Origin of the sequence: Winogradskyella litoriviva (assembly GCF_013249065.1) — a bacterium.
GTDB lineage: Bacteria > Bacteroidota > Bacteroidia > Flavobacteriales > Flavobacteriaceae > Winogradskyella > Winogradskyella litoriviva.
Genome location: NZ_JABRWQ010000004.1, coordinates 355,382 through 379,561 on the forward strand (window position 1 = coordinate 355,382; position 24,180 = coordinate 379,561).

The 24,180-nt window shown below is 31.3% G+C and carries 13 protein-coding genes; 8 read left to right on the forward strand and 5 right to left on the reverse strand.

The window, feature by feature from the left end; translation table 11 throughout:
* The first annotated feature begins 9 nt into the window (after positions 1–9).
* Positions 10–1,194, forward strand: a complete 1,185-nt coding sequence (locus tag HNV10_RS10555) for an acetate/propionate family kinase (protein ID WP_173301315.1) — start codon at positions 10–12, stop codon at positions 1,192–1,194.
* Between the two features lie 75 nt (positions 1,195–1,269).
* Here the strand turns inward: HNV10_RS10555 and HNV10_RS10560 are convergent, their stop codons facing one another.
* The gene (locus HNV10_RS10560) at positions 1,270–3,003 is read right to left on the reverse strand and encodes a patatin-like phospholipase family protein (RefSeq protein ID WP_173301316.1); all 1,734 of its coding nucleotides are present in this window, start codon (positions 3,001–3,003) and stop codon (positions 1,270–1,272) included.
* 152 nt (positions 3,004–3,155) lie between these two features.
* Positions 3,156–3,740, reverse strand: a complete 585-nt coding sequence (locus HNV10_RS10565) for a hypothetical protein (RefSeq protein WP_173301317.1) — start codon at positions 3,738–3,740, stop codon at positions 3,156–3,158.
* A 575-nt stretch (positions 3,741–4,315) separates the two neighbouring features.
* On the opposite strand from HNV10_RS10565, the gene HNV10_RS10570 reads away from it, so the two are divergent.
* The 6 genes from HNV10_RS10570 to HNV10_RS10595 all read left to right on the forward strand — a co-directional run bounded on the left by HNV10_RS10570 (position 4,316) and on the right by HNV10_RS10595 (position 19,627).
* Positions 4,316–4,768, forward strand: a complete 453-nt coding sequence (locus tag HNV10_RS10570; protein ID WP_173301318.1) for a hypothetical protein — start codon at positions 4,316–4,318, stop codon at positions 4,766–4,768.
* Between the two features lie 262 nt (positions 4,769–5,030).
* Positions 5,031–6,344, forward strand: coding sequence for a hypothetical protein (locus HNV10_RS10575; RefSeq protein WP_173301319.1), 1,314 nt, complete (start codon positions 5,031–5,033; stop codon positions 6,342–6,344).
* A gap of 58 nt (positions 6,345–6,402) precedes the next feature.
* The gene (locus HNV10_RS10580; RefSeq protein WP_173301320.1) at positions 6,403–7,869 is read left to right on the forward strand and encodes a T9SS type B sorting domain-containing protein; all 1,467 of its coding nucleotides are present in this window, start codon (positions 6,403–6,405) and stop codon (positions 7,867–7,869) included.
* Between the two features lies 1 nt (position 7,870).
* Complete coding sequence (locus HNV10_RS10585; protein ID WP_173301321.1) at positions 7,871–10,333, forward strand: PorP/SprF family type IX secretion system membrane protein; 2,463 nt, start codon at positions 7,871–7,873, stop codon at positions 10,331–10,333.
* A 69-nt stretch (positions 10,334–10,402) separates the two neighbouring features.
* Positions 10,403–18,616, forward strand: a complete 8,214-nt coding sequence (locus HNV10_RS10590) for a T9SS type B sorting domain-containing protein (protein WP_173301322.1) — start codon at positions 10,403–10,405, stop codon at positions 18,614–18,616.
* Between the two features lie 27 nt (positions 18,617–18,643).
* Entirely contained in the window at positions 18,644–19,627 is a 984-nt protein-coding gene (locus tag HNV10_RS10595; protein ID WP_173301323.1) for a PorP/SprF family type IX secretion system membrane protein, read from the forward strand.
* A gap of 8 nt (positions 19,628–19,635) precedes the next feature.
* Here the strand turns inward: HNV10_RS10595 and HNV10_RS10600 are convergent, their stop codons facing one another.
* From HNV10_RS10600 to HNV10_RS10610, 3 genes are all read right to left on the reverse strand, one after another.
* A complete protein-coding gene (locus HNV10_RS10600) occupies positions 19,636–20,517 on the reverse strand; it encodes a winged helix-turn-helix domain-containing protein (protein ID WP_173301324.1) in 882 nt (293 codons plus the stop codon).
* A gap of 182 nt (positions 20,518–20,699) precedes the next feature.
* Complete coding sequence (locus HNV10_RS10605) at positions 20,700–21,092, reverse strand: hypothetical protein (RefSeq protein WP_173301325.1); 393 nt, start codon at positions 21,090–21,092, stop codon at positions 20,700–20,702.
* A 12-nt stretch (positions 21,093–21,104) separates the two neighbouring features.
* Positions 21,105–23,225, reverse strand: a complete 2,121-nt coding sequence (locus HNV10_RS10610) for an elongation factor G (protein WP_173301326.1) — start codon at positions 23,223–23,225, stop codon at positions 21,105–21,107.
* Positions 23,226–23,361: 136 nt separating this feature from the next.
* On the opposite strand from HNV10_RS10610, the gene HNV10_RS10615 reads away from it, so the two are divergent.
* Positions 23,362–24,180, forward strand: a complete 819-nt coding sequence (locus HNV10_RS10615; RefSeq protein WP_317166898.1) for a DUF1853 family protein — start codon at positions 23,362–23,364, stop codon at positions 24,178–24,180.

Sequence of the window (24,180 nt, forward strand, 5' to 3'; positions counted from 1 at the left end):
ATAAGAAAAATGAACATATTAGTTATTAATTCTGGAAGTTCTTCCATAAAATTTCAATTAATTCAAATGCCATCCGAAACATTAGTTTGTAGCGGATTGGTAGAACGCATAGGTCAAAAAGATGCAATTATTAATTATGAAACAAATAAAATAGACACCAAAGAAATACATTCTATAAAAAATCATAACGAAGGGTTAAAACTGGTTGTAGATTTATTATTAGATGCAGAAAAAGGTGTTATTACAAATACAGACGAAATTGAAATAGTGGGTCATCGTGTAGTACATGGTGGAAACTCTTTTTCTAACACTACATTAATTACCAACGATGTAAAACATAAAATTGAGGAATATTCAGCGTTAGCTCCTTTACACAATCCTAATAATTTAGAAGGAATTAGGGTTGCAGAACAACTTTTTCCTAATGCAAAACAAGCTGCTATTTTTGATACAGCATTTTTTCAGACATTACCAGAAAAAGCTAAAAAGTATGCTATTCCGAATACTTTATATAAAGAACATGGTATTCAAGTCTATGGTTTTCATGGAACTAGTCATAAATTTGTTACCACTAAAGCACTGAATTACCTAAAACTAGACACGTCTAAAATTATTACTATTCACTTAGGTAATGGTTGCAGTATGACAGCTGTAGAAAACGGTAAAAGTATAGACCACAACCTTGGGTTTACACCATCTAATGGTTTAATTATGGGTACAAGAAGTGGTGATATTGATCACGCAATTGTGTTTTATTTAGTAGATACTTTGGGTTACAGTTTAGATAAAGTAAAAACCATGCTAACTAAAGAAAGTGGTATGTTTGGCCTTACAGGTTATAGTGATTTAAGAGATATTGAATCACAAGCCGAAAAAGGAAATGAAGATTGCAAATTGGCTTTAGAAATGAACGCCTACCGTATTAAAAAATATATTGGTGCATATACTGCTGCAATGAATGGCTTAGATGCCATTGTATTTACTGCTGGTATTGGTGAAAACTCAAATTATATGAGAGAAAAGGTTTGTGAGAACATGGATTATTTTGGCATACAACTAGATCTTGATAAAAATGATGTAAGATCTAAAGAAGTAAGAGAAATTAATGTAAAAGATGCTAAAACCAAAATATTAGTAATTCCTACTAACGAAGAATTAGAAATAGCTAAACAAGCTTTTGATTTAGTACAATAAACTGTACTCATAGTATTAAAAAAAAAAATAGCTCTATTTTTAGAGCTATTTTTTTTCTTTATTTATAATTAATTTTTACATTTTTCTGTGTTTAAAATCTGCTTCAACCTGTTCAATTACCCAATTTGTAATTTTAGAAGCAATTAGTCCTCTAAAAGCTGCAATTATAGGTTTTAACCACCAACGTTTTACCTTTCCTTTTAATTCTGCTTTTAATATTGCCTTTACTCTTTTCTTTATAGGTTTTTTTAAACTTTTAAAAGTTTCTGAATCAAATTTAGGGAAGTCTTCTACTTCATATTTTGTAGGATTGGTGTCACCTTCTATTTTACTCAAATCAGGAATAATTGGCATATACATTTTAACACTTCCATCCTTTTGCTCTACATTTTTCTTAAACATAGCAATAGCTTCGTCACTTACACCATAAAATAAGTTATTTGGGTCGTCCTTATCACATTCTAAGAAAAGTATACCTCTAAGAAAATTACGTGCATTATCTCTTCCTAGAAAAAAATCATGTTGTCTAAATTTAATATCTAAAAAACCACCAAATCCTCCTAAAGCACTAGTTGCCAATGGTGGATGATCTCTAACTTCCATTTTACCAGATTTTAATTTTCTTGGAAAAGACATTAGCTTAAATAAACCAACACCATAAGTATCACTTTGTTTATTTCTAGCTTGATTAAGTATTGTAGGTACAAGCGCACCTAAAATTCCTATAATACTAGAAATATTATAATTTATGTCTTCCGTAGCATCAGTATCAAAAAAACTAGGAAAAGGATCTATTAAAACAGTCCCAAATTTTGGGTTATCAGTGTTAGGCTGTCCATGTTTATTAATAAGGTGACGCAATACCTCATCAAAAGGTTCATTGTTAATTGTACCTCCATCAATTGCTGTAAATTGAAAATTAGCTGTGATTTCTGGTTCTATAAATACGCCTTTTTCTTTTACTAAAGATTTTCTAACTTTTAAACTGTTATTTAAATAGCTTGTGGTAAATTCTTCATCAAAATATCGCGGTTTTAAACCAATAGGAAATGCGCCTGTAGCTTTCGTTACTTTTTTAAGAAAATTTCTCGATTTTAGTTGTTGCGGAAGAAATGGTAAATATTTATTTTTATCTATTGTATCATTATAGTTTAACTTAAAATGTGCTACAACATCATGGCTACTAACTCTATGAGAAGGTGTTGCATCTAAAAATTTAGACTTAATTCTACTTAATTTCACTTTATAATCAAGAGGTCTAAGACTTGTTAACGTTATAAGCACCCTCAAATCTTTAGACATAAAGTTAGGAAAATTATCTAAACTCGCATCTTTTGGTAATTCATTAAAAACACGTTCTGCAATAGCATCTATAGGGTTAGAATTTAATAATGAAACGGTACCAACTTCAGGATTTATATCTGAGGTATCTAGCATTTTTTCAAACGTAGATTTACCGCTTTTAGCTTTACTGTAAAGACTTAAATCATCATCTAAAAAGACCCAACTGTCATAAAGAATATTGCCAGTTTTGGTATAAGATACTTTCTTTACAGGCTGCCAATTACCAGCATACATAGCCAAAGTTGCAATCATACCAACCATACCTCCTGCCGAGGCGCCACCTATTGCATCTAATACAACATTGTGATTAGGAATTTGACTTTTAAGATTGTTTGTCTGTTCTTCTTTTGCCTTTTCCCATTCTGATAAGGCTTCTAAAAGATAATCTACAAAACCTGCAGTATACGCTCCTGCTGAAACTGCTCCTGCCAGTGAAAGCCCTAAATGAAACGTTTGCTTACTCATTTGGTATCTAATTTACTCACTATTTAAATTCTATTTACTTAGATCTAAAACTAAATATACAGTAATAGTTTTAAATTAAGCATACAAAAAAACGTCCTGAATTAGATCTAGGACGTTTATAATCAAAATTATTTTATGAGTTTCTCTTAAATTTATGAATCCGCTTTTAAAACAATATCACGGTGAGCAACAAGAATTCCTTCTTCCGTATTTAATTTTAATATTCTAGTTGGGTCTCCTTTCTTTGCCATTCGTTTTCTACAAGTTTTTGTAAGCAATGGATCTTCATCAAATAAAAAAGTTTCTACTTCATATGCATCTCTAGAAGGTTCTTTTATCATAGGATACAATTGTTGTAATTGGTTGTATCTTCTATCACCTCCTGGAACAAATGTATAAAATGTATAGCGACCATCTGCATCCGTTTTTATCCAACCTCTATGGTTTACATAGTTAGTATCATTATTTTCTCTTAAATCAAAATCACCATTTTCATCTGGTTGTTCCACGTAAAGTATAACATCTTTAGCTGGTGTAATACCATCACTTTTATAAATAACACCAGTAAGCTTAAGCTTATTTACTTTAGATTCAAAATCTGGGATAGTGTCTATATTACTCAAATTAGATTCTATATAATTATAAATAGGAAGTTTTAAGCTAGAATCTTGTGAAAAAATAAAATTGCTTGTGCTTAGAACACAAATTAAAATAATTAAAGAAAATGTCTTTTTCATAATAATGTAGATTAAGATTACATCAAAATTCAAACATTTTAATACCAAACCCATAAAAATCTTATCAATGCGATATTTTTACGATAAACCGAAATTGAAAACTTATAATTCCGACGAAGGACCATTTTTTATTTAATTCTATTTTAAATTTTGAATCTCGAAATCATTATTTTACATGAATAATCTTTAAATTAAAAACTGAATCGCTTTAAAAAAGATAAAAAAATTTATATCAATAAAGTTAAATAAATGAACTTTTAGATTGAAATATGTCCTTGTTTTTTCAAAATTATTGATTCTATTTTAAGGCTATTAATATGCATTTTAGGAGATTAAAAAAGCATGTAATTCTTGCAGATTTTTGTAAAAATTTATTGATTCTGCTAGAATTTCATTTCTAAATACAAAATTGTATTTCAACGATAAAAACTGCGTTTTATCAGCAAAATCAACACTTTAACCAATATTTTTGATATTTAATCGATAAATATTTTATAAAAAAACCTTCATTTTAATTGTTTTTTTTAAATAATTGTATAGATTTGCCTTAATAAGAATAAATAATAAGCCTAATTATGAAACTAAAATTTACTTTATTTAGTGTACTTTTTTCACTAATAATAACAATGGGATTTGCTCAAAAAAATAAGGAATCTCAAAGCATTATTAGTGGTAAAGTAAATATTTCTAAATACCATAGTCGTGAAGATTTAAAAGAAATGGATAAAGGTGAGTTATTAACTTTATATATAGAGCGAATAGAAGTTATTGTTAATATATTACCAAATATTGCATTTGCTACTAAACCAGGAGTAACTATGGAATCTTTAGGGATTCCTGAAACAAAAGACAACAAAAAAGCATTGGAAGATAATATTGAAGCTTCAGAAACTTATTTTGAAAGTACAATTGAATTTCAAAAATCAATATTACCTTATTCAGATACAACAGATTTAATTGCTGCAATCTTGTTCTATGAATCTACTTTAAAAGCATTACATACGTACGAAGATTACAAAAAAGATTAGTTAGTTTTATTTATTATAGTGTTTAAGCCTTGACTTTAAAAAGTCAAGGTTTTTTTGCTTATATATTTAAAAAACAGCACGTTACATTTTAATCTATTAAAAGTAAATAAACCATACAAAAGCATTTTAATTGTAAGAAAAAATATGCAAACAATATAATTTTGTGTATTTTGTCGATATTATTTGTGTTTCATGGAATTTTATTCTATTTTTGAGCCTAATAGTAAAATGCCCCTTAAATCTATTAAAGAATTACCTAATTATGAAAAAAATTACTCTTACTACGATTATTGTTTTTTTTGTATTTATCAATATAAATGCACAGCAAGAAAAAGGAATAACTGGTTACGAAAACTGGTTAGATACTTGGACGGACTTTAAGCCTAATAAAGCTAGCTACGATGAGCCAACTCAAATACTTTCTGGAGATATTGCAGAAAACACAACATTAAACAAAAGAAATATTTATTTGTTACTAGGTGAAGTTTATGTTATGAACAATGCTACACTAACTATAGAGCCTGGAACAATAATTCTTGGAGATTACGAAACCAATGGTTCTTTAACCATTAGTAGAGGATCTAAAATAAATGCGGTTGGTACACCAACTGACCCTATAATTTTTACTTCGAGCAGAACTGATAAAAAATCTGGAGATTGGGGCGGAATTTTTATTCTTGGTAATGCTCCAATTAATACTTTCGGAAATGTTAGTTCCATAAATTACGGATTAAACCCGTCTTCAACTGAAAATATTAGTTATGGTGGAGACGAAATAGAAAGCGATTCTGGTCATTTAGAATATGTTAGAGTAGAATATTCAGGAAAAAGAACTAAAAATTTTGGAAATTATAACGGAATCACCATTGCTGCAATTGGAGAACAAACTATTATAAAAAATGTAATGGTTAGTTATTCTGATGGTAACTCTTTTAATATTTTAGGTGGCAATCCTAATTTATCTCATACAGTTTCTTACCGATCTAGTAGAAATGATTATAGTTTTAACTATGGTGCTCAGTGCAGTATTAAAAATGCTTTAGCAATACGATCTCCATATGTTTCTAGTGCAGATGGATCAAGATGTATGTATATTAAATCTTATGATTTAAAGGAAAATGCAGATGCAGACAAGAATTTAACTTATGTACATGCTGAGAATCTTACATTAGTTAATGTGAGTAATGATTTAAAATCAGATATTAATGTTGGTTTGGTACAAGAAGCTATTTTTATTGGAGAAGATGTATCATTTCATATTAATAAAAGTGTAATATCAGGTTTTAAACCTGCCGTTTATTTTGATAGCAAACTGGCTATCAACAGTGTAAATCTTGATAGAATAAAATTTACAAATTCATATTTTAATAATTGTGAGGGTAATATTTTTAGAAAAAACTACCAAAACAACGACGACTTAGAAAGTTGGTATGGTAGTAGAGCTTTTAACAACGTATATTCTAAGGGTCCAGATTCTGAAACTTTTATTGATGCAAATAACAGTAGGTATCCAGATTTTAGATTAAGAATTAATAAAATTATCGCGTCTAACGATATTATTCAAGATGATGAATAAAGAAATTAAAAATGATATCTCAACAAATCATTAATAAAGATTAACAAAAGCAAACCTAATGTTTATAACTAATAATTTAAAACGTTTATTATTTGGACTTTGCCTTGTTGCTATATCTATGCAACAAGGGTTAAACGCGCAAATAGTTATTGGTACACCAAACCTTGGTTTTACGCAAGCATGTGCAAATGAAAACTTTAATTCATTTAGTACTACTTTCATTTTTTCGCCAGAGACAGGTTTATATCCATCAAATAAATTTTCGGTAGAATTATCCGATTCAGAAGGTGATTTCACTAATTCTGTAATTATTTATTCATCTACTCCTGGTTCTATAACAACTTCTCCTGCAACATTAGAATTCTCTTTACCAGAGGATACATCTGGAGAAAATTATAAAATTAGAATTGTAAGTAGTGCTCCAATTGCAACTAGTTCTAGCTCAGAAGCTTTTGCGGCTTATTACAAGCCTCAAGATTCTCCTTTTAGCATTAATCATTTAGTTTCATCAGCCGCATTTTGTACTGGAGGTAGTTATGTATTGAGTATTGATAATCCTGGTACCGGAAACAATGACTCTCCTCTACTTTACCCTAATCTTAATTTTAAATGGTATAGAGAAACTAGCCCTACAACTTTTGAGTATGTAGCAGAAGGTCAAACCTTAAATGTAACGACAGAAGGCACATATTTTGCAAGAACTGATTATGGTAGCTGTACTTCAGATTCTTTTTCAAATAGAGTTTCTATTATAGAAGTGACTTCTGGAGAAGCAAATGCATTAATAGTCTCAAGTTTAGGAAATCCATATTGTCCTGGAGAAGGCACTACAACACTAAGCACTTTGGTTGGCAATACATATCAATGGTATAAAGATGGTGAATTAATTGAAGGAGCCACTTCGCAAATGTATCAAACAAATGAATCTGGAATCTTCTCTGTTCAGGTAGATTTAGGAGATTGCTCTGCAAATGGTTCAATAGATTTAGTAAGCCAACTATTTGAGAGCAGTATAGATGTGCCAGAAATAATTGATACACTAGAAGGGTATCCTTTAGAAATTAATATTATTGATAATGCCATTAGCCCACAATACTCTTGGTATTTAGATGGTGTTTTATTACCTAATGTTACAGGACCTACATATGAAACTGATGTGTTTGGTGACTACACAGTAGTAATATCCGAAACATCAGGATGTGTAATTTCTGTAGAGTATAATTTCACAATACAAGAATCTGTAGACTTTTTCCCAGATGTAGATAAAATCCCTAATGTTATCAGTCCTAATGGTGATGGCATTAATGATACTTGGATAATTCCTCAGATATATCATATAGAAGATACTAATACAGAAGTTATAATAATGGATAATAAAGGTAACATTGTTTTAAAAACTATTTCATACCAAAATAATTGGCCTGAAGTTGATTTAAACCTTAGCAGTGTTAACCAGGTATATTATTACATCATTACAACTGAAGATAAAAAAACAAAAAAAGGATCAATAACCGTAGTAAAATAATATGAAAAGATTTTTACTCTTATTATTATGTATTTGTTCTTTACAGAATATCTATTCGCAAGAAGAAGATGCTGACGGTGTCGTTTCATTAAATATTCCTGCCAGAAATTCTTTAACTTTTAACAGATTTAATATTAATCCAACATTTAGTTTTGTAAGAGAACAATCTAAAACCATTAGTTTTAATAATAAAAGAGAATGGGTACAATTTGAAAATGCACCACTCACCTACTTCGGTAGTTATTCTGGAAGGTTTGCAGAAAATATTGGTGCTGGTATTGGCGTTTTTAAGCAAAATTATGGTGTGTTAACTACATTTGGTGGTATGCTTAACTTTGCATACAATGCTAGAGTTGGTAGCGTTAACAACCTTACGTTTGGTTTAAATGTAGGTGCTTATAAAAGTGGAATAAACACAGCAGACGTAGTTACAAACTTCGACGATCCATCCTTACAAAATGTACCAGAACATACTTTATTAACTATAAATCCAGGAATAAATTTTGGGTTAGAATATTTAGATTTTGGGTTATCCATTAACAATATGGTAATGTATAACTTTAAAACATCTTCTGTAGTTGATGTAAATCCAGAACAGAGTCTTGTCGGTCATATTATGTATACTGGCTATATGGATAGCAAAGGCTTTTTTGATGAAAGCAAATTTACAGGATTGTTAAAATCAGAAATTTACGAAGACAAAACCATTATTTCTGCTTTAGCAATGATTACTGTTCCTAAAGGATTCTGGTTTCAAGGTGGATATAATTCAGTTTATGGTGCTTCTGCAGGTGTAGGTCTTAATATAACCAAAAATATAGCATTAGAATATAATTTTGAAAATGCCATAGGAAAGTTAAATGTTTTAGGAAATTCTCACGACTTCACTATTGCCTATCGTTTTGAAAATAATAATTATTATGATTATAGTCCACAAGATGAGCTAACAGGTATTTTAGAAAATGATAATAAGAGGCGTAAAATTTTAAAAGCTAAATCAGAGGAAGCGAAAGCTAAAAAAGCTGAAGAAAAGAAGAAAGCCTTAGCTGCTAGAGAAGAAGCTGAAGCAAAAGCTAAAGTTATTGCAGAACAAAAAGCTAAAGAAGAAGCCGAAGCAAAAGCTAAATTAATTGCTGAACAAAAAGCTAAAGAAGAAGCTGAAGCAAAAGCAAAACTAAATGCTGAACAAAAAGCTAAAGAAGAAGCCGAAGCAAAAGCAAAACTAATCGCTGAACAAAAAGCTAAAGAAGAAGCCGAAGCAAAAGCTAAACTAATTGCTGAACAAAAAGCTAAAGAAGAAGCCGAAGCAAAAGCACAACTAATTGCTGAACAAAAAGCTAAAGAAGAAGCTGAAGCAAAAGCTAAACTAATTGCTGAACAAAAAGCTAAAGAAGAAGCCGAAGCAAAAGCTATACTAATCGCTGAACAAAAAGCTAAGGAAGAAACTGAAGCAAAAGCAAAACTAATCGCTGAACAAAAAGCTAAAGAAGAAGCTGAAGCAAAAGCTAAACTAATCGCTGAACAAAAAGCTAAGGAAGAAGCCGAAGCAATTGCAGAATCTCAAATCGATGAAAATCTAACTGTAGAAGCAACTGATGAACTTGCTAAGTCAATGAAAAATATTGCAAATTCAACAGAAAATTCTAAAGAATCACAGAATGAACTATTAAAAAGATTTAATGAAATTGTTGATATTAAAAATGAAGATCTTAAAAGTCTTAAAGAAGAAAATGATCTAGGTGATCAAGGTATTACGGTAGAACCTAGACCCTTTAAAAGTGTTACAGCAGAAAACAATGAACTTAGTGCTGTTATGAAAGACTTAGAAAAAGTTATCAACTCTAGAAATGATAAAATAGATGAATTAAAAGAATTATATAATGAACGATCAGAAATTGATGAATACGCATTAGATGAAGTTAATTTATTTTACAAAAATGAAATAGATAAATTAAAGTCAGAACAACAAAAAGCAATTGATGCTAAAATAGAATTAGATGCTAGGCTAGAAACAATAAGAATAGCAACAGAATTCGAAAAAAGAAGACGTATTAAACGTGCTGCTTTTAACAGTGAAGAAGACAGGTATAACCAAGACCGCTCTTTATTGCAAAATATTAAGAAAACAACATCCTTAAATGAAACTGCATACACAGCTGAAGATTTTGATTCAGGTGAAGATTTAGGTAATAGTATAGTTATCCTTAAAAATATAAAAAACGTAGAAAGCGGATATTATATAATTATAGCAGTACATAGCGATGTAACCAGAAGAAATGACTTTGTAACAAAAGTAGTTTCTGCAGGTAGAACTGATATTGATTTCTTTCATGATGTAAGTACTAGCAAGTATTACATATTCTATGAAAAATTCAATAATATTCAAGATGCAAATAATGCCCTAAAAAATAAAGGAAATAGACCGTACAACAATAAAATGTCAATAGTGAAAATTGAAAATTAATAGAAGTTAAGCCTTTTTCATTTTATTCTTTCGCCCCAAAGGATAAAATGAAATATTAAATTATTTACCATGAAAAAACCTACTTTTTCAAGAATAACCCTTATTATTCTAGTGCTGATTTTGGGACAGCATGCTTTTTCTCAAAATATTGTACCCTTTTCTCCTAGGTACGATGAAGCCATAAAAGGAGATATGCTATTAATAGGAAACAGTAATGTGGGATTACATGTTTCTAATCCATATAGCGGAACAAATACTAATGATAATTTAGATGCCGCTGTCTATGTTGATATAGATGGTGATCCAAATACCTTTAATTCTAGTAGCGCAGATCTAGATGTACCAAGTGATGACAGTTGTTATCAAATAGTATATGCAGGTTTATACTGGAGTGCAGTTGTAGATGGAGCCGAGCCAATATCGGATGTAAAATTTAAAGTACCTGGTGGTTCTTATGTAGATATTACAGGTACTGAAATCTACTACCAAAACGCACCAAATAATAGTCAGTCCAACACGTATGCCTATTATCAAGATGTTACAGATATGCTTACGGCTTTACCAAACCCAGAAGGCACGTATACTGTTGCAAATATTTCAACTTTAGTAGGGCCAAAACCCAACTCTGAAGGACTTTCCGCTGGTTGGTCCTTGTTTGTTATTTACGAAGATCCATTACTACCAAGTAAATACATTACCTCGTTTGATGGTTTTACTAAAATTACTAGTACAATTAATGAAACATTTCCTGTTAGTGGCTTTAATACCATACCTACAGGTCCTGTAAAAGCAAACTTTGCATTTGCTACAATTGAAGGCGATAGACGATGGACAGGTGATTATTTACAACTAAACGGAAGCACTATTAGTGTTACCGATAATGGTGGTAATACAATTAGAGCTGGCAACAATTTTTTTAATAGTACCGTGTCTGACATAGATCCATTAACAGATACCTCTAGATTATTTACAAATAGAAACCCTAATAGTCCAAATACTTTAGGATTTGATGCAGGTATTATTAAGATTCCAAATCCAGGAAACTCTTTAATAGCTAATAATGCTACTTCTGCTGATATTAGTTTAGGTAGTAATTTAGATATATACTATTACTATTTTAGCGCTTTTGCTATAGAGATAATTGCACCAAATATTGTTCTTACCAAAATAGTTGAGGACGAGTTTGGTAACGATATAGGTGACCAACTTGTAAGTTTAGGTTCTCCTTTAAACTATGTCATCGGATTTCAGAATACGGGTAATGATGATGCAACTAATTTTCAGATTAGGGATGTTTTACCTGTAAATATAGTATACAATCATCCAACAGATTTAGTTTTACCTCCTGGTGTTTCTGTTGCAAGCTATAATCCTATTACAAGAGAACTAATATTTAATATAGACGATTCTGTTGTAGAACAAAATGATCCAGTTTTAGAAATAAGAATTGAAGCGCAAGTGGTAGATTCGTGTTCAGAGCTGCTAGAAGCTTGCTCTAACTTAATACAAAACCAAGCATTTGCTTCTTATCAAGGAACAGTAAACTCTAATTTTACTATAACTGATGATCCTAGTTTAAGCTCTAACACAGGTTGTTTAATTTCACCACAAGCCACTAATTTTTTAGCAGATTTAGATTGTGGTTTCCAAGAAAGTGTAACACTATGTGGAGACAGTGTAGAACTAATAGCTGCAAATGGATATGACTCTTATTCTTGGTCTACTAGTCCTACAGGAACTCCAGTTATTGGTACAGGTCAATCTATCACAGTTACAGAAACAGGATCTTATTATTCATACAATACAGCAATAGCACCTTGTCAGTCTATTGTACAACGATATATTGTAGATTTATTTGGAAGTAATACAACAAACCCTGTCATTCCTTATGCAGATGAAGTTGTTACTTGTCCTAATAACGGAAAAGAATTACCTAATATATTTTTATGTGGAGCAGATGATTTTAGAAACATACAAACAAGCATATCAGATTCTATTTCTATTATTTGGGAAAAATTAGATGAAAATAGTTGTACAGCAGTTACTGATGTTGATTGTGCTAATGAAGATGCTACATGTACATGGAATTCTGTAAGTAATGGTTCAAATTTTATAGCAGATACCTCAGGACAATATCGTATAACTATAAATTATCCTGGAGGCTGTTTTGTACAGTTTTATTTTAATGTTTATGAGAATATTTTAAACCCTACTGTTAATTCTTCAGATATAATATGTACAACAAATGGAAGTATAACTGTAAATGATGTGCCTTCTGGCTATGAGTATAGTTTAGACAATATAACTTATCAAGCTAGTAATACTTTTTCAGTTGATACGGCTGGTACTTACAATGTATATGTTAGACAGATTGGTGCAGAAACAAATCCTTGTGTCTTTGCTGTTTTAGATGTACTAATTAGAGATAGAGATTTTACGGCTTCAACAACGGTTACACAACCGCTTTGTCATGGCGACAAAGGAAGCATACAATTATCGGCAAATGATGCCGACCCACAATACTCATTTTCATTAACTCAAAATAGCACCTTAATAAATAGTGTTGGCCCTATTGTAGATAATAATTACACATTTCAAAACTTAAATGCTGGTATTTATACAGCAACTATTGAAACAGAAAATGGTTGTATCGTTTCTGAAGAAATAGAAATAATTGAGCCTCCATTGTTAACAGCTACTGTCGCTTTAACAACACCGTTATCTTGTGAAGATGGTATTATTACTGTTTATCCTGTTGGTGGAACTTCGCCATATTACTATTTTGTAAATGGTAGTAGTGATTTTCAATCTACACCAGAAATAACTGTTGCTACTGCAGGTACTTATAATATAGAAGTTGTTGATGCTAACAACTGTAGCACTAATGTTTCTATAAATGTTGATGCAATTTCTGAACCTGAATTTAATGTTACAAAAACGGATATTACTTGTGCTGACGAAGTAAATTCTGGTGCAATTACCATAAATGTTACTAATGCAAATGGTAGTAGTATTCTTTATAGTATTGATGGCGGAACAACATATGAAAACTCAAATAGTTTTACTGGCCTTGCAGCTGGAACTTATAATATTGTATTACAATACACTTCTGGTACAGCTGTCTGTACCACAGAACCAGAAACAATTGCTGTTAATTCTGGTGCATCAATTTCTGGAATAGCCGAACTGACGACGCCATTAACTTGTTTAAATAATGGAACAATTACAGTTACAACTGTTTCAGGAGGCGATGCACCTTTTACTTACAGTATAGATGGTGTTAATTTTCAATCTAGTAATGTTTTTAGTGACTTATCCCAAGGCACTTATTCAATAATTGTAATGGATGCTAATGGTTGTACCGCAGTTACAAATGAAATTGAAATAGAACCATTAAATCCTCCAACGGATTTAACTTTTGATAGCACTCCTATTACATGTCCAACAAATACAACAACAATTACAATTACAAGTGTAACAGGTGGTATAGGAACATTAGAATATCAAATATCTGCTCCAGCTTCAAATGTAACTTCATATCAAACATCAACAAGTTTTTCAGATTTAGAGCCAGGAACTTATACCTTCCAAGTTAAAGATGAAAAAGACTGTGTATATTCCGAAACTTATACTGTAGATCCAATTCCTGTTCCAACTTTAGCTGTTGTTTTAACAAAAGACTTGGATTGTACAACTTCTGCAGATGCAATAATTACTGGTACAATTTCTGGTCCTGCACCTTATACCTATGCCGTATCTTTTAATGGAGGTACTTACACAGATTTAGGAGCAACAGGCACGCCTTTTACTTATTCTACATCTAATGACGGGACGTATCAATTTCAAATTACGGATGCTAATGGTTGTATTGCAGAATCATCTGTAATTAGCGTTGAGCCACTTTCATTACCAGAATTAAGCGTAGTTACACAAACGCAACCTATTTTATGTAATGGAGATACAAATGGAGCTATTGAAGTTACCATTGATACAACAGTTGGCACACCTCCTTTTGTAATTAATGTATTTAACGATTCTACTGGTACAGACTACGGAACACAAACGTCTAGTTTACCAGCCGGTTCATATACTGTGACTGTAACAGATTCTAAATCTTGTACGGCAACAGAAACTATTGATATAAATGAACCAGATGCTTTACAAGTAGATTATGATGCAATTGATATTACATGTAATATCACTGGTGGAACTTCTCAAGGTTCGGTAATCGTAAATTCGGTTGTAGGTGGTACTGCTCCATATAACTATTTTGTAACAGGAACAAATGGATATTCTAATTCAGAATTAAATAATACAGGTTCAACGTCTGTTAATTTTGATGTTGTTGATTTTGGACTATATCAAATAAATGTGGTAGATGCAAATGGTTGTTCTGTTTTAGTTCAAGATGTATTGGTTGCTTCTCCTCCAACAGATTTAGATATTAATATTTTAGCTACAACAGACTGTTTATCTGGAGGAACAGCGGAAGTTAGTGTTGGTTCTGCGTTAAGTAGTGTTGGACCATTCTTTTTCGCTATCTATGAAGGACCTTCTACTGTATACCCAACAGGTACTTGGCTTAGTGAAGATTCTCCTGGTAGTCAATCTGCAACGTTTACAGGCTTAATACCAGGTGTACTTTATACATTTATTGTATATGATCAAGATACAAATTGTAGTTATTATGAGCCTTCAGCAATTCCTATACCTACCAATTCAACTCTAACAACTACAGCATTTAGCTCTAACAATATTACATGTACAGGCAGTGCTGATGGCAACGTATCATTTACAGTTAATAGCATTTATACCAATACCGTAAATGTTAACTATGAAATATTTGATTCGTTATCATTAAACTCAACAGGAATCACAGGTTCTGGTTCGGTACCAGCAAACGGAACATTAACAGTTACTGATTTAGGACCATTACCTTTTGGAAATTATTTTGTCTCAATAAGCGAAACAACAGGTCCAAATGCAGGTTGTGGTATTGTTACAAGTCCATTTAATATTACAGAATCTGCTTTTGCACTAGAATTAGCAGTTTCAATTGATAAAAATGCAAATTGTAATCCAAATTCAGGAATTATTAGTGCTATTGCTTCAAACGGAACGTCACCTTATAGATATCAGATAACAAATTCTTCTACTGCTCCATTATCAACAGATTCTCAGTGGAATACTACAAGTACGTTCTATGAAGATGCTGGTAGTTACTACGTGCATGTTATTGACGCATATAATTGTATTGTTACAAGTCCTGTTCAAGTATTAGATATGGATGCTACTCCTGTAATTAGTGCAATAAACACTAATCAATGTACTGTTGCAGAAGGTGAATTTGAAATAGAGGTTACTTTAGATACAGCCGGAATTCCGCCTTATTCAGTAAGTATTGATGGAGGTGCTTTTCAAACACAAACATTCCCTTTTACATTATCTAACTTATATTCTGGAAATCATTCTATAGAAGTAAGCGATGTTAATGGTTGTGGAAGTATTGTCAATCTAGAAATTCAACCACCAGTTTCTTTATCACCTGAAATTACAGCTTTACCATCATGTAACAATGATGATGGAGAAATTACAATTACTGGTATTGGAGGCTCTGGTTCATATACTTATAGTATAGCACCTAATCCATCATCTATTACTTTAAGTGGTAATGTGTTCTCTGGAGTACCATCTGGAACTTACACAATTACAATCACAGATACGTTAACATTATGTACGGAAGAAGTCTCTGTAACTTTAAATGAAGCTACAACTCCAATATTTACAATGACGCCAACATCTGTAACTTGTTTTGGAGATAACTCTGGTACATTTGAGATTAATATTGAAAATTATAATGGCAACTACACTTATGAAGTATTCGATAGTTTAGGTACGTCTGTAACTGGAGCTGTTAATGCTAATACTTCAACAAATCCTCTTACTGTTTCAGGGATGGAAGCAGGAACTTTTTCAGTTGTTATAACTGAAACTGATTTCCCATTTTGTTCTGCTTCATCTAATATAATTATAACTTCACCAGCAGCACCATTAACATTAACTGTTGCTGAAACTTCTGATGTAACCTGTAACAACAATGCAGGTACAATTACTGCAACAGCTTCTGGTGGTTGGGGAGATTTAGAATATGAATTAACAGGAGATGTAACCATAGCTTATTCTGCAAATAATACATTTACAGAGCTTGCTGCTGGTAATTACACTATAAATGTTAGAGATTCTGGTGGTTGTATTGTTTCAGAATCAATCATTTTAGAGTTACCAGACCCTATAACTGCTACTTTTACACCAAGTACATCTATACTTTCTTGTTTTGGTGATCAAGATGCTAGCATTACAATTTCTAATGTTTCGGGTGGTCAAGGTTCAAATTATACTTATACATTAAATACAGTTTTACCAACCGCAAGTGTATCTGGCCCTCAAACTTCTAATGTGTTTGAAAATTTAGGTCCAGGAACTTATTTTGTTAGAATTACCGATGGATTTGATTGTGAATTTACATCAGCAAATATTGTTATTACAGAACCAACTCCTGTTGAAGCTAGTTTGGTAAGAACAACAACACAAACTTGTTTAACAGAATCTACATTAACATTAAGTGCAACTGGTGGTACTGGTCTATATTCTTATAGCGAAAATGCTTCTTTTAGTCCAATCATAGGCACATTTACTACATCTACAACATTTTCAGTTTCTGATGGTACATATTCTTATTTTGTAAGAGATGCAAATGGATGTGTTACAAATGTTTCAAACGAAATAACTGTAGACCCTCTACCTACATTAACGGTGGCTTTAGATTCTACAAATCCTACAATCAATTGTGCTGGCGATAACAATGGTACAATTACTGCAACGGCAATTGGTGGCTTAGGTAATTACATATATACCTTGCAAGATGACTCAGGTAATGCTATAGCAGCAACTCAAAACAGTCCTGGTTATTTTACTGAATTATATGCTGGTAATTATACTGTTTTAGTAACAAGTGGTGATTGTATTGCGACTTCTGATGATATAAGTATTACAGAACCAGATGCACCTTTAGATGCAACTATTGAAATTAGTAATGTTACATGTTCTGGAAATAATAATGGTAGAGTAGAAATAAATGCAACTGGTGGAACAGGCATTATAAAGTATGCTATTTCTCCTCAATTAAACCAGTTTTTTGACACCAATATTATAGAAAATTTAGAACCTGGAGATTATGAACTTATTGTACAAGATGAATTAGGTTGTTATTTAAACATCAGCTTTTTAATTGAAGAACCTAGTCCTGTAATATTAAGTATTGTTCCTAATTCATTACTACCAGAAGTATGTAGTGGTGATGAAGATGGTGAGTTTAGTATAACCATTTCTGGAGGAACCTTACCATACAGTGTTAGTCTAGACGATTATGACGGTGTTTATACAACAGGTAGCCTTACACAAAATGAATTTGATTTTACAAATTTAGCAGGTGGTGACCATACTGTTTTTGTTAGCGATGCAGAAGGTTGTGAATCTCAATGGAATATTACATTTCCGGAGTCCGTTACTATTTTACCAGAAGTGATTATTGAAAATATTTGTGAAGATAACACGCAAGGTAATATCGTTACGGTTTCTGTAGATGCTTCTATCGAAGATCTTTCTCAACTAGATTATTCCTTAAATGGAGGTCCATATCAAGAAAGTGAAAAATTTATAAATGTACCTGATGGTTTAGATCATTTTATAGATGTAAGACACTCAAATGGCTGTATTCAAACCACAGAATTCTTTGATATTGAAACTTCAGACCCTATTTCTTTAACCTTAGCTGAAGGTGAATTAAATCAGTTTATAGCTACGGCTTCTGGAGGTGAAGGTGGATATCAATACACTATGAATGGCGAAGACTTTGGTACTGAAAACACATTTATAATTACAGAATCTGGTTTGTATGAAGTTATTGTAACAGATATTACTGGATGTTATGCAAAAGCAACAATAGAATTAGAATTTGAAGAAATATGCATACCAAATTGGTTTACTCCAGATGATGCAACCAATACTACTTGGACGCCAGGTTGTATTGATAACTATCCGAATCTAACCTTCGATATATTTGATCGCTATGGTCGTAAAATAGCCGAATACCACGTTGGTGAAGCTTGGGACGGAAAATACAACGGTACAGAATTGCCAACAGGAGATTATTGGTTTGTAGTAAAAACTAATGACCCTTCACATGATAAAGAATTTGTTGGACACTTTACATTATATAGATAATAGCAAAGCGCTTAAAAAGATAACATTATGAAAAAAATCACACTATATTTTCTTTTTCTGATCTTTGCACAAAGCTATGGTCAAGAATTAAACTTACCTGTTTTTACACAGTATCTATCAGAAAACAATTTTGTAATATCTCCAACGTATGCAGGTATTGGAGATAATTTAAAACTAAGAGTAAATGGATTAACACAATGGGTTGGCATTAAAAACGCACCAGACAATCAGTCCCTTTACGCAGATTTTAGAATTGCGAGTGCAACAGGTCTTGGTATTTCTGCCTACAATGATAAAAACGGAAATACAAGACAAAAAGGTGTTAAATTCTCCTTTGCGCATCACTTAATATTAGACTATAAATCAAAACAATATTTGTCCTTTGGTTTATCTTATAACATTAATAGTTTTAGAATTGATATCGAGAATTTTAATACAACTTACGATGTACCTACTTTAAGCACTACTATTACGGATGACCGTTCTGTTTCTAACAATAATTTTGATGCTGGAATATTATATCGTTATAAAGCATTCTATTTAAGTCTTAATGCAAATAATTTTATGAAAAAAGACACAGACCCTTATGTAGGTTTGGAGCCAAGTAGATTATTGAATTATCAAATCTACTCAGGTCTTGTTTTAAAAAGTAAAAACAACAAAGATGTTGAATATGAACCTTCAGTATTTTTTCAGTTGTTTGATAGTGATAAAAGATCAAGTACAGATATTAATTTTAAATATAGAAAATTCAATAGATTGGGTGATTATTATTGGCTTGGAGCATCATACCGTTATTTAAATGATCAATTTTTTAAGCCTTTAAATTTAGGTCCAATGGCAGGTATTACCTATAATAATTTTTATTTTGGATATGCTTATCAATTTACCTTTAACGACCTTTCTGGTTACAATACTGGTACTCATATGATAACTATTGGCTTAGACTTATTTCAAGGTGTTAGCAACTGTGCTTGTACTAAAGGAACTAGTAAGAGTTATTATAGATAATAGAATTGTTATTCTATTTCTAATTTATAACCAACGCCATGTATATTGGTGATTTTTATTGAGGAATCTGCCTTCAGTTTTTTACGAAGTTTAGAGATATAAGTATCTAAACTTCTGCCTACAAAAACACCATTATCTTCCCAAACACGTTTCGTAAGTTCGTCGCGTTTAATTATTTGGTTGGGTTTGGTAAGTAAAAGGGCAAGTAGTTCACATTCCTTTTTAGAAAGCGCAATTTCTTGGGCTTCCTTTACCAATTTGTTTTGATCAGCATAAAACTTAAAGCTTCCTATTTTTTTACCATTATCTGTTGTTTCTTTTAAAACTTTATGTTGTTTTGTTTTTAATGCAATTCGTTTTTTTAATCCTAGAAACACTGCTAATAAAACCAATAGAATTATAATAAACTTAATTAATATAGATTTTGAAGAAGTGACTTCTTCTTTGTTAATAAATTTTAATTCTATTAAATAACAATAATTTGGTAAAAGTCTTCCTGTGCAGGGAATTATAGTTTGTTCTTTTGCTTTAGTTATTTGGTAACTATAAGAAACGTCATAGTTTTGGCATTGCTTTACTTCTACTCTATACTCTTCAGGTAATTTAATTTTTCTTAAACTTTCTTGTAAAATTGAAACCAATATTTGTGGCTCTATAGACAAAGAATCGCCAAAAGACAATTGGAAAGTATTTGAATTTAATTCTCTAACTGGCAGAATTAAAGTTGTTGTATCATTTTGTGATAATAGCAGCTTATGTGCAGCGTCTCTTAAGGCTATCTTAGAACGTTCTGAAAAATCATCGTTTATAGTTGAGGTACATGATAACGTAAATGCTAAAGAAAAGAGCAATACAAATTGAGTAATATCTCTAATTGTTTTTTTATTCATAATTAATGTAAAGAACAGATAAATCTATGACATTAGAATATAGTTCACATTTTTTTTACACTTTTTTGACAAGTTTTTAAACTCAAATCATGGTATTTTATTAGCTCAAACAATATCGTTACAAAAAAACCACATACTATTTAAGCATGTGGTCTTCATGTTGTATTTAGTTAAAAAAGCGATTAAGACAAAACCATTAAAACTTCTAAAAAGTAATCCATAAGTTCCTCTTTTAAATCATAATGAAGTTTAATATACGTACGCATATCTTCTTTAAGCGTATGTTGTTCATTTTGTAAACGGCCATCGATATTTTCATTAATATCTGCATTGTTTAAATTGGCCATTTTGTTTCTGCATCTGTGCATTAATTTAGAAATGACATCTTTTTCTATCATTATGCGATTTTGATACACTTCTAATTTCTTTAAGGCTTCCTTTCCTTCAATTCTAGGTACAATTTCTTCTAGTTTTTCTTGAAAGGTATCCATTTCATTAAAATGGAATCTTAATTCGCGTTTCCACGTATCTATATTAAACTTTAAATCGCTTAAATACATTACTTTACTATGCATAATTATTGTGTTTTATGTTGTTATTAATTCTTGTTCTTTTATTAGTTCTTTTTGTATATGACTTGGTACAGGATTATAGCCTTCAAAACTTAAAGAATATGTTGCTCTACCTTGTGTTAATGAGCGTAATTGGCTAGAAAAATCTGTTAATTCTGCTGAAGGAATTGTACATCTTAGTATTTGATAATAAGCTTCCGTTTCAACACCTTGTATTATGGCACGTCTACTTTGTAGTTCTGTCATTACATTACCAACCATTTGCTCAGGTACACGTAACTTTAATTGTTCTATTGGTTCTAATAATTTAGGATTAGCATTTAAAAATGCTTCTTTAAAAGCATGTGCTCCTGCAATTTTAAAAGATATATCATTAGAATCTACGGCATGCATTTTTCCATCGTATACCATTACTCTAACATCTCTTATATAAGAGTCGGTTAAAGGACCTGATTCCATAACTTCTAATATGCCTTTCATAACAGAAGGTAAATAACGTTGATCAATTACACCTCCAACAATGCAATTGTAAAACACTAGTTTTCCTTCCCAAGGCAAGTCAACAACTTCTTTTCCTCTAAGCGAAAAACCCTCTGGCTCAGGCATACCTTCATAAAAAGGTTCTATTTTTAAATGTACCTGACCAAATTGTCCGGATCCACCACTCTGCTTTTTGTGCCTGTAATTAGCAGTTGCACTGCGTTGTATGGTTTCTCGATAAGATATTTTTGGTGATTCAAATTTTGCCTTGACATCATAGATATTTTCTAATAACCAGTTTAGAGTTGCCAAATGCAATTCACCTTGTGTACCAACTAAGGTTTGATGCGTTTCATTATTATAACTTAAATCAACTGTTAAATCCTGACTATGAATTCGTTTTAAGGCTTCACTTAGTTTTTCTTCTTCATTTTTTGTCTCTGCAAATACAGCTTTTATAAGTCTTGGTTGAGGAAAGTTTATAGGTTTTATTGTTCCATCACTAGCCGAAGTAGCTAATGTGTCATTTATTTCTGTATATTTTAATTTGGTAGTAGCACCAATATCTCCAACCATTAATTTTTGAACAGCGTTTTTCTGTTTACCATCCATTATATATAATTGGTTTAAGGTTTCAGATTCACCTGTTCTGGTATTAAATAATTTGTCATTCGCATTTACTTCGCCAGACATTACTTTAAAGAAAGTTATTTGTCCCAAATTAGGTTGGTAAATATTTTTGAAAACAAATAATGAAGTATCAGCCTTTAATTCTGGTTTTATAAGGTGTCCATCAATGGTTTGTTCAGGGTTTAAATCTTCTGCTGCAGGTGCAACATTATCTATAAAGCCCATTAAGCGACCTGTTCCCATATCTTTTAGAGCAGAAACACAAAATACTGGAAAAATGTCATGATTTAACATTCCTAATTTTATGCCTTTTCTTAATTCATCTTCATTGAGGGTACCTTTATCAAAATAAAGTTCCATAAGTTCTTCATCGTTTTCAGCTGCTTTTTCTACAAGTTCTGTATGTAATTTATTAGCTCGCTCAACTTGGTCATTTGGTATTGGTAACTTTTCTGGCTTTCCTCCTTCTGGCCCAAACTTGTAACACTTCATTTTTAGTACATCAATAATACACTGTGCTCCATCTATTTTAATAGGATATTGAACTAAAACCGCATTATTACCAACCAATTCTTTGAGGCTATTAACACTCATTTCAAAATTGGCATTTTCACTATCTATTTTATTGATAACAAAAAGGGTTGGTTTATGATATTTATCTACGTAATTCCAAATAATTTCTGTTCCAATATCTGCTCCATGTTTGGCATTTATAACAGTTACAATAGTATCAGCCACACGAATTGAAGACATTATTTCTCCTATAAAATCATCTAATCCAGGCGTATCAATAATGTTTATTTTATAGTTACGCCATTCTGTATGCAAAGGTGTTGCAAAAACAGAAGCACCGCGTTGGTGCTCAAATTCATGGTAATCAGATATTGTATTTTGTTGCTCTACTGAGCCTCGTCTGTTAATTAGACCAGCCTCAAAGAGCATAGTCTCAGACAATGTGGTTTTGCCAGCACGATGGGTACCAACAAAAGCCACATTCTTAATGTGTTTGTTATCAAATACTTTCATATACTATGTGATTTTTGATTAATAAGATTCCGTGAAAAATATACCACTAAAGCTACTTTTTCTTTAATAGAAAAAATATGATATAAGTTAGGTTTTCAATATTTTTAGTAATTAATTAGCATAGAACTAGAATCTTGTGGATAAACTTAAAGACTTAAATAGAATGTTTGAAGGCTATCAAAACACGCCTTTATTGTGGAAGAGTACTGCTGTTTATAACCTTGAGCAGTTCTCGCCAAAGCTTACATCTAAACAATTCTATAATAATTCTGAATATAAAAAACTACGTTTAGGAAAATGGGTAGAAAATTTTGTTTCCTTTCAACTTCAGCAAGATGATTATATAGAGCTATTAGAAGAAAATTTAATAATTAACAATGATAGCAAGCAAACTATTGGCGAACTGGATCTTTTATTCTTAAAAGACCACAATCCTATTCATCTCGAAATTATTTACAAATTCTATCTCTATGATATTAATAAAAAACAATCTGAACTATTAAATTTTTGGGTTGGCCCTAACCAAAACGATGCATTAATTTATAAGCTTACTAAACTAAAAGAAAAACAACTGCCATTACTCCATCATCCCAAAACTAAAGATATATTAAAGCATTACAAATTGAACTTTAACACCATAAAACAGAAGGTTTGTTTTAAAGCACAATTGTTTTTACCTTACGGAAATAATAATATTGATGTGTCTCCACTAAATGCAAATTGTGTAGTAGGCTGGCATTTAAATATTGAAAACATACACTACTTAAAAAACTATCAATTTTACATTCCTAAAAAACTTGAATGGCTATGTTTACCGCATGAAAACGTGAATTGGTGCTCTTATAAGCAAGCAAAAGATGAAATTAAATCTTATACCAAATCTAGGCAATCTCCACTATGTTGGCTAAAAAAAGAGAACAATGAATTTATAAAATGTTTTATAACTTGGTGGTAA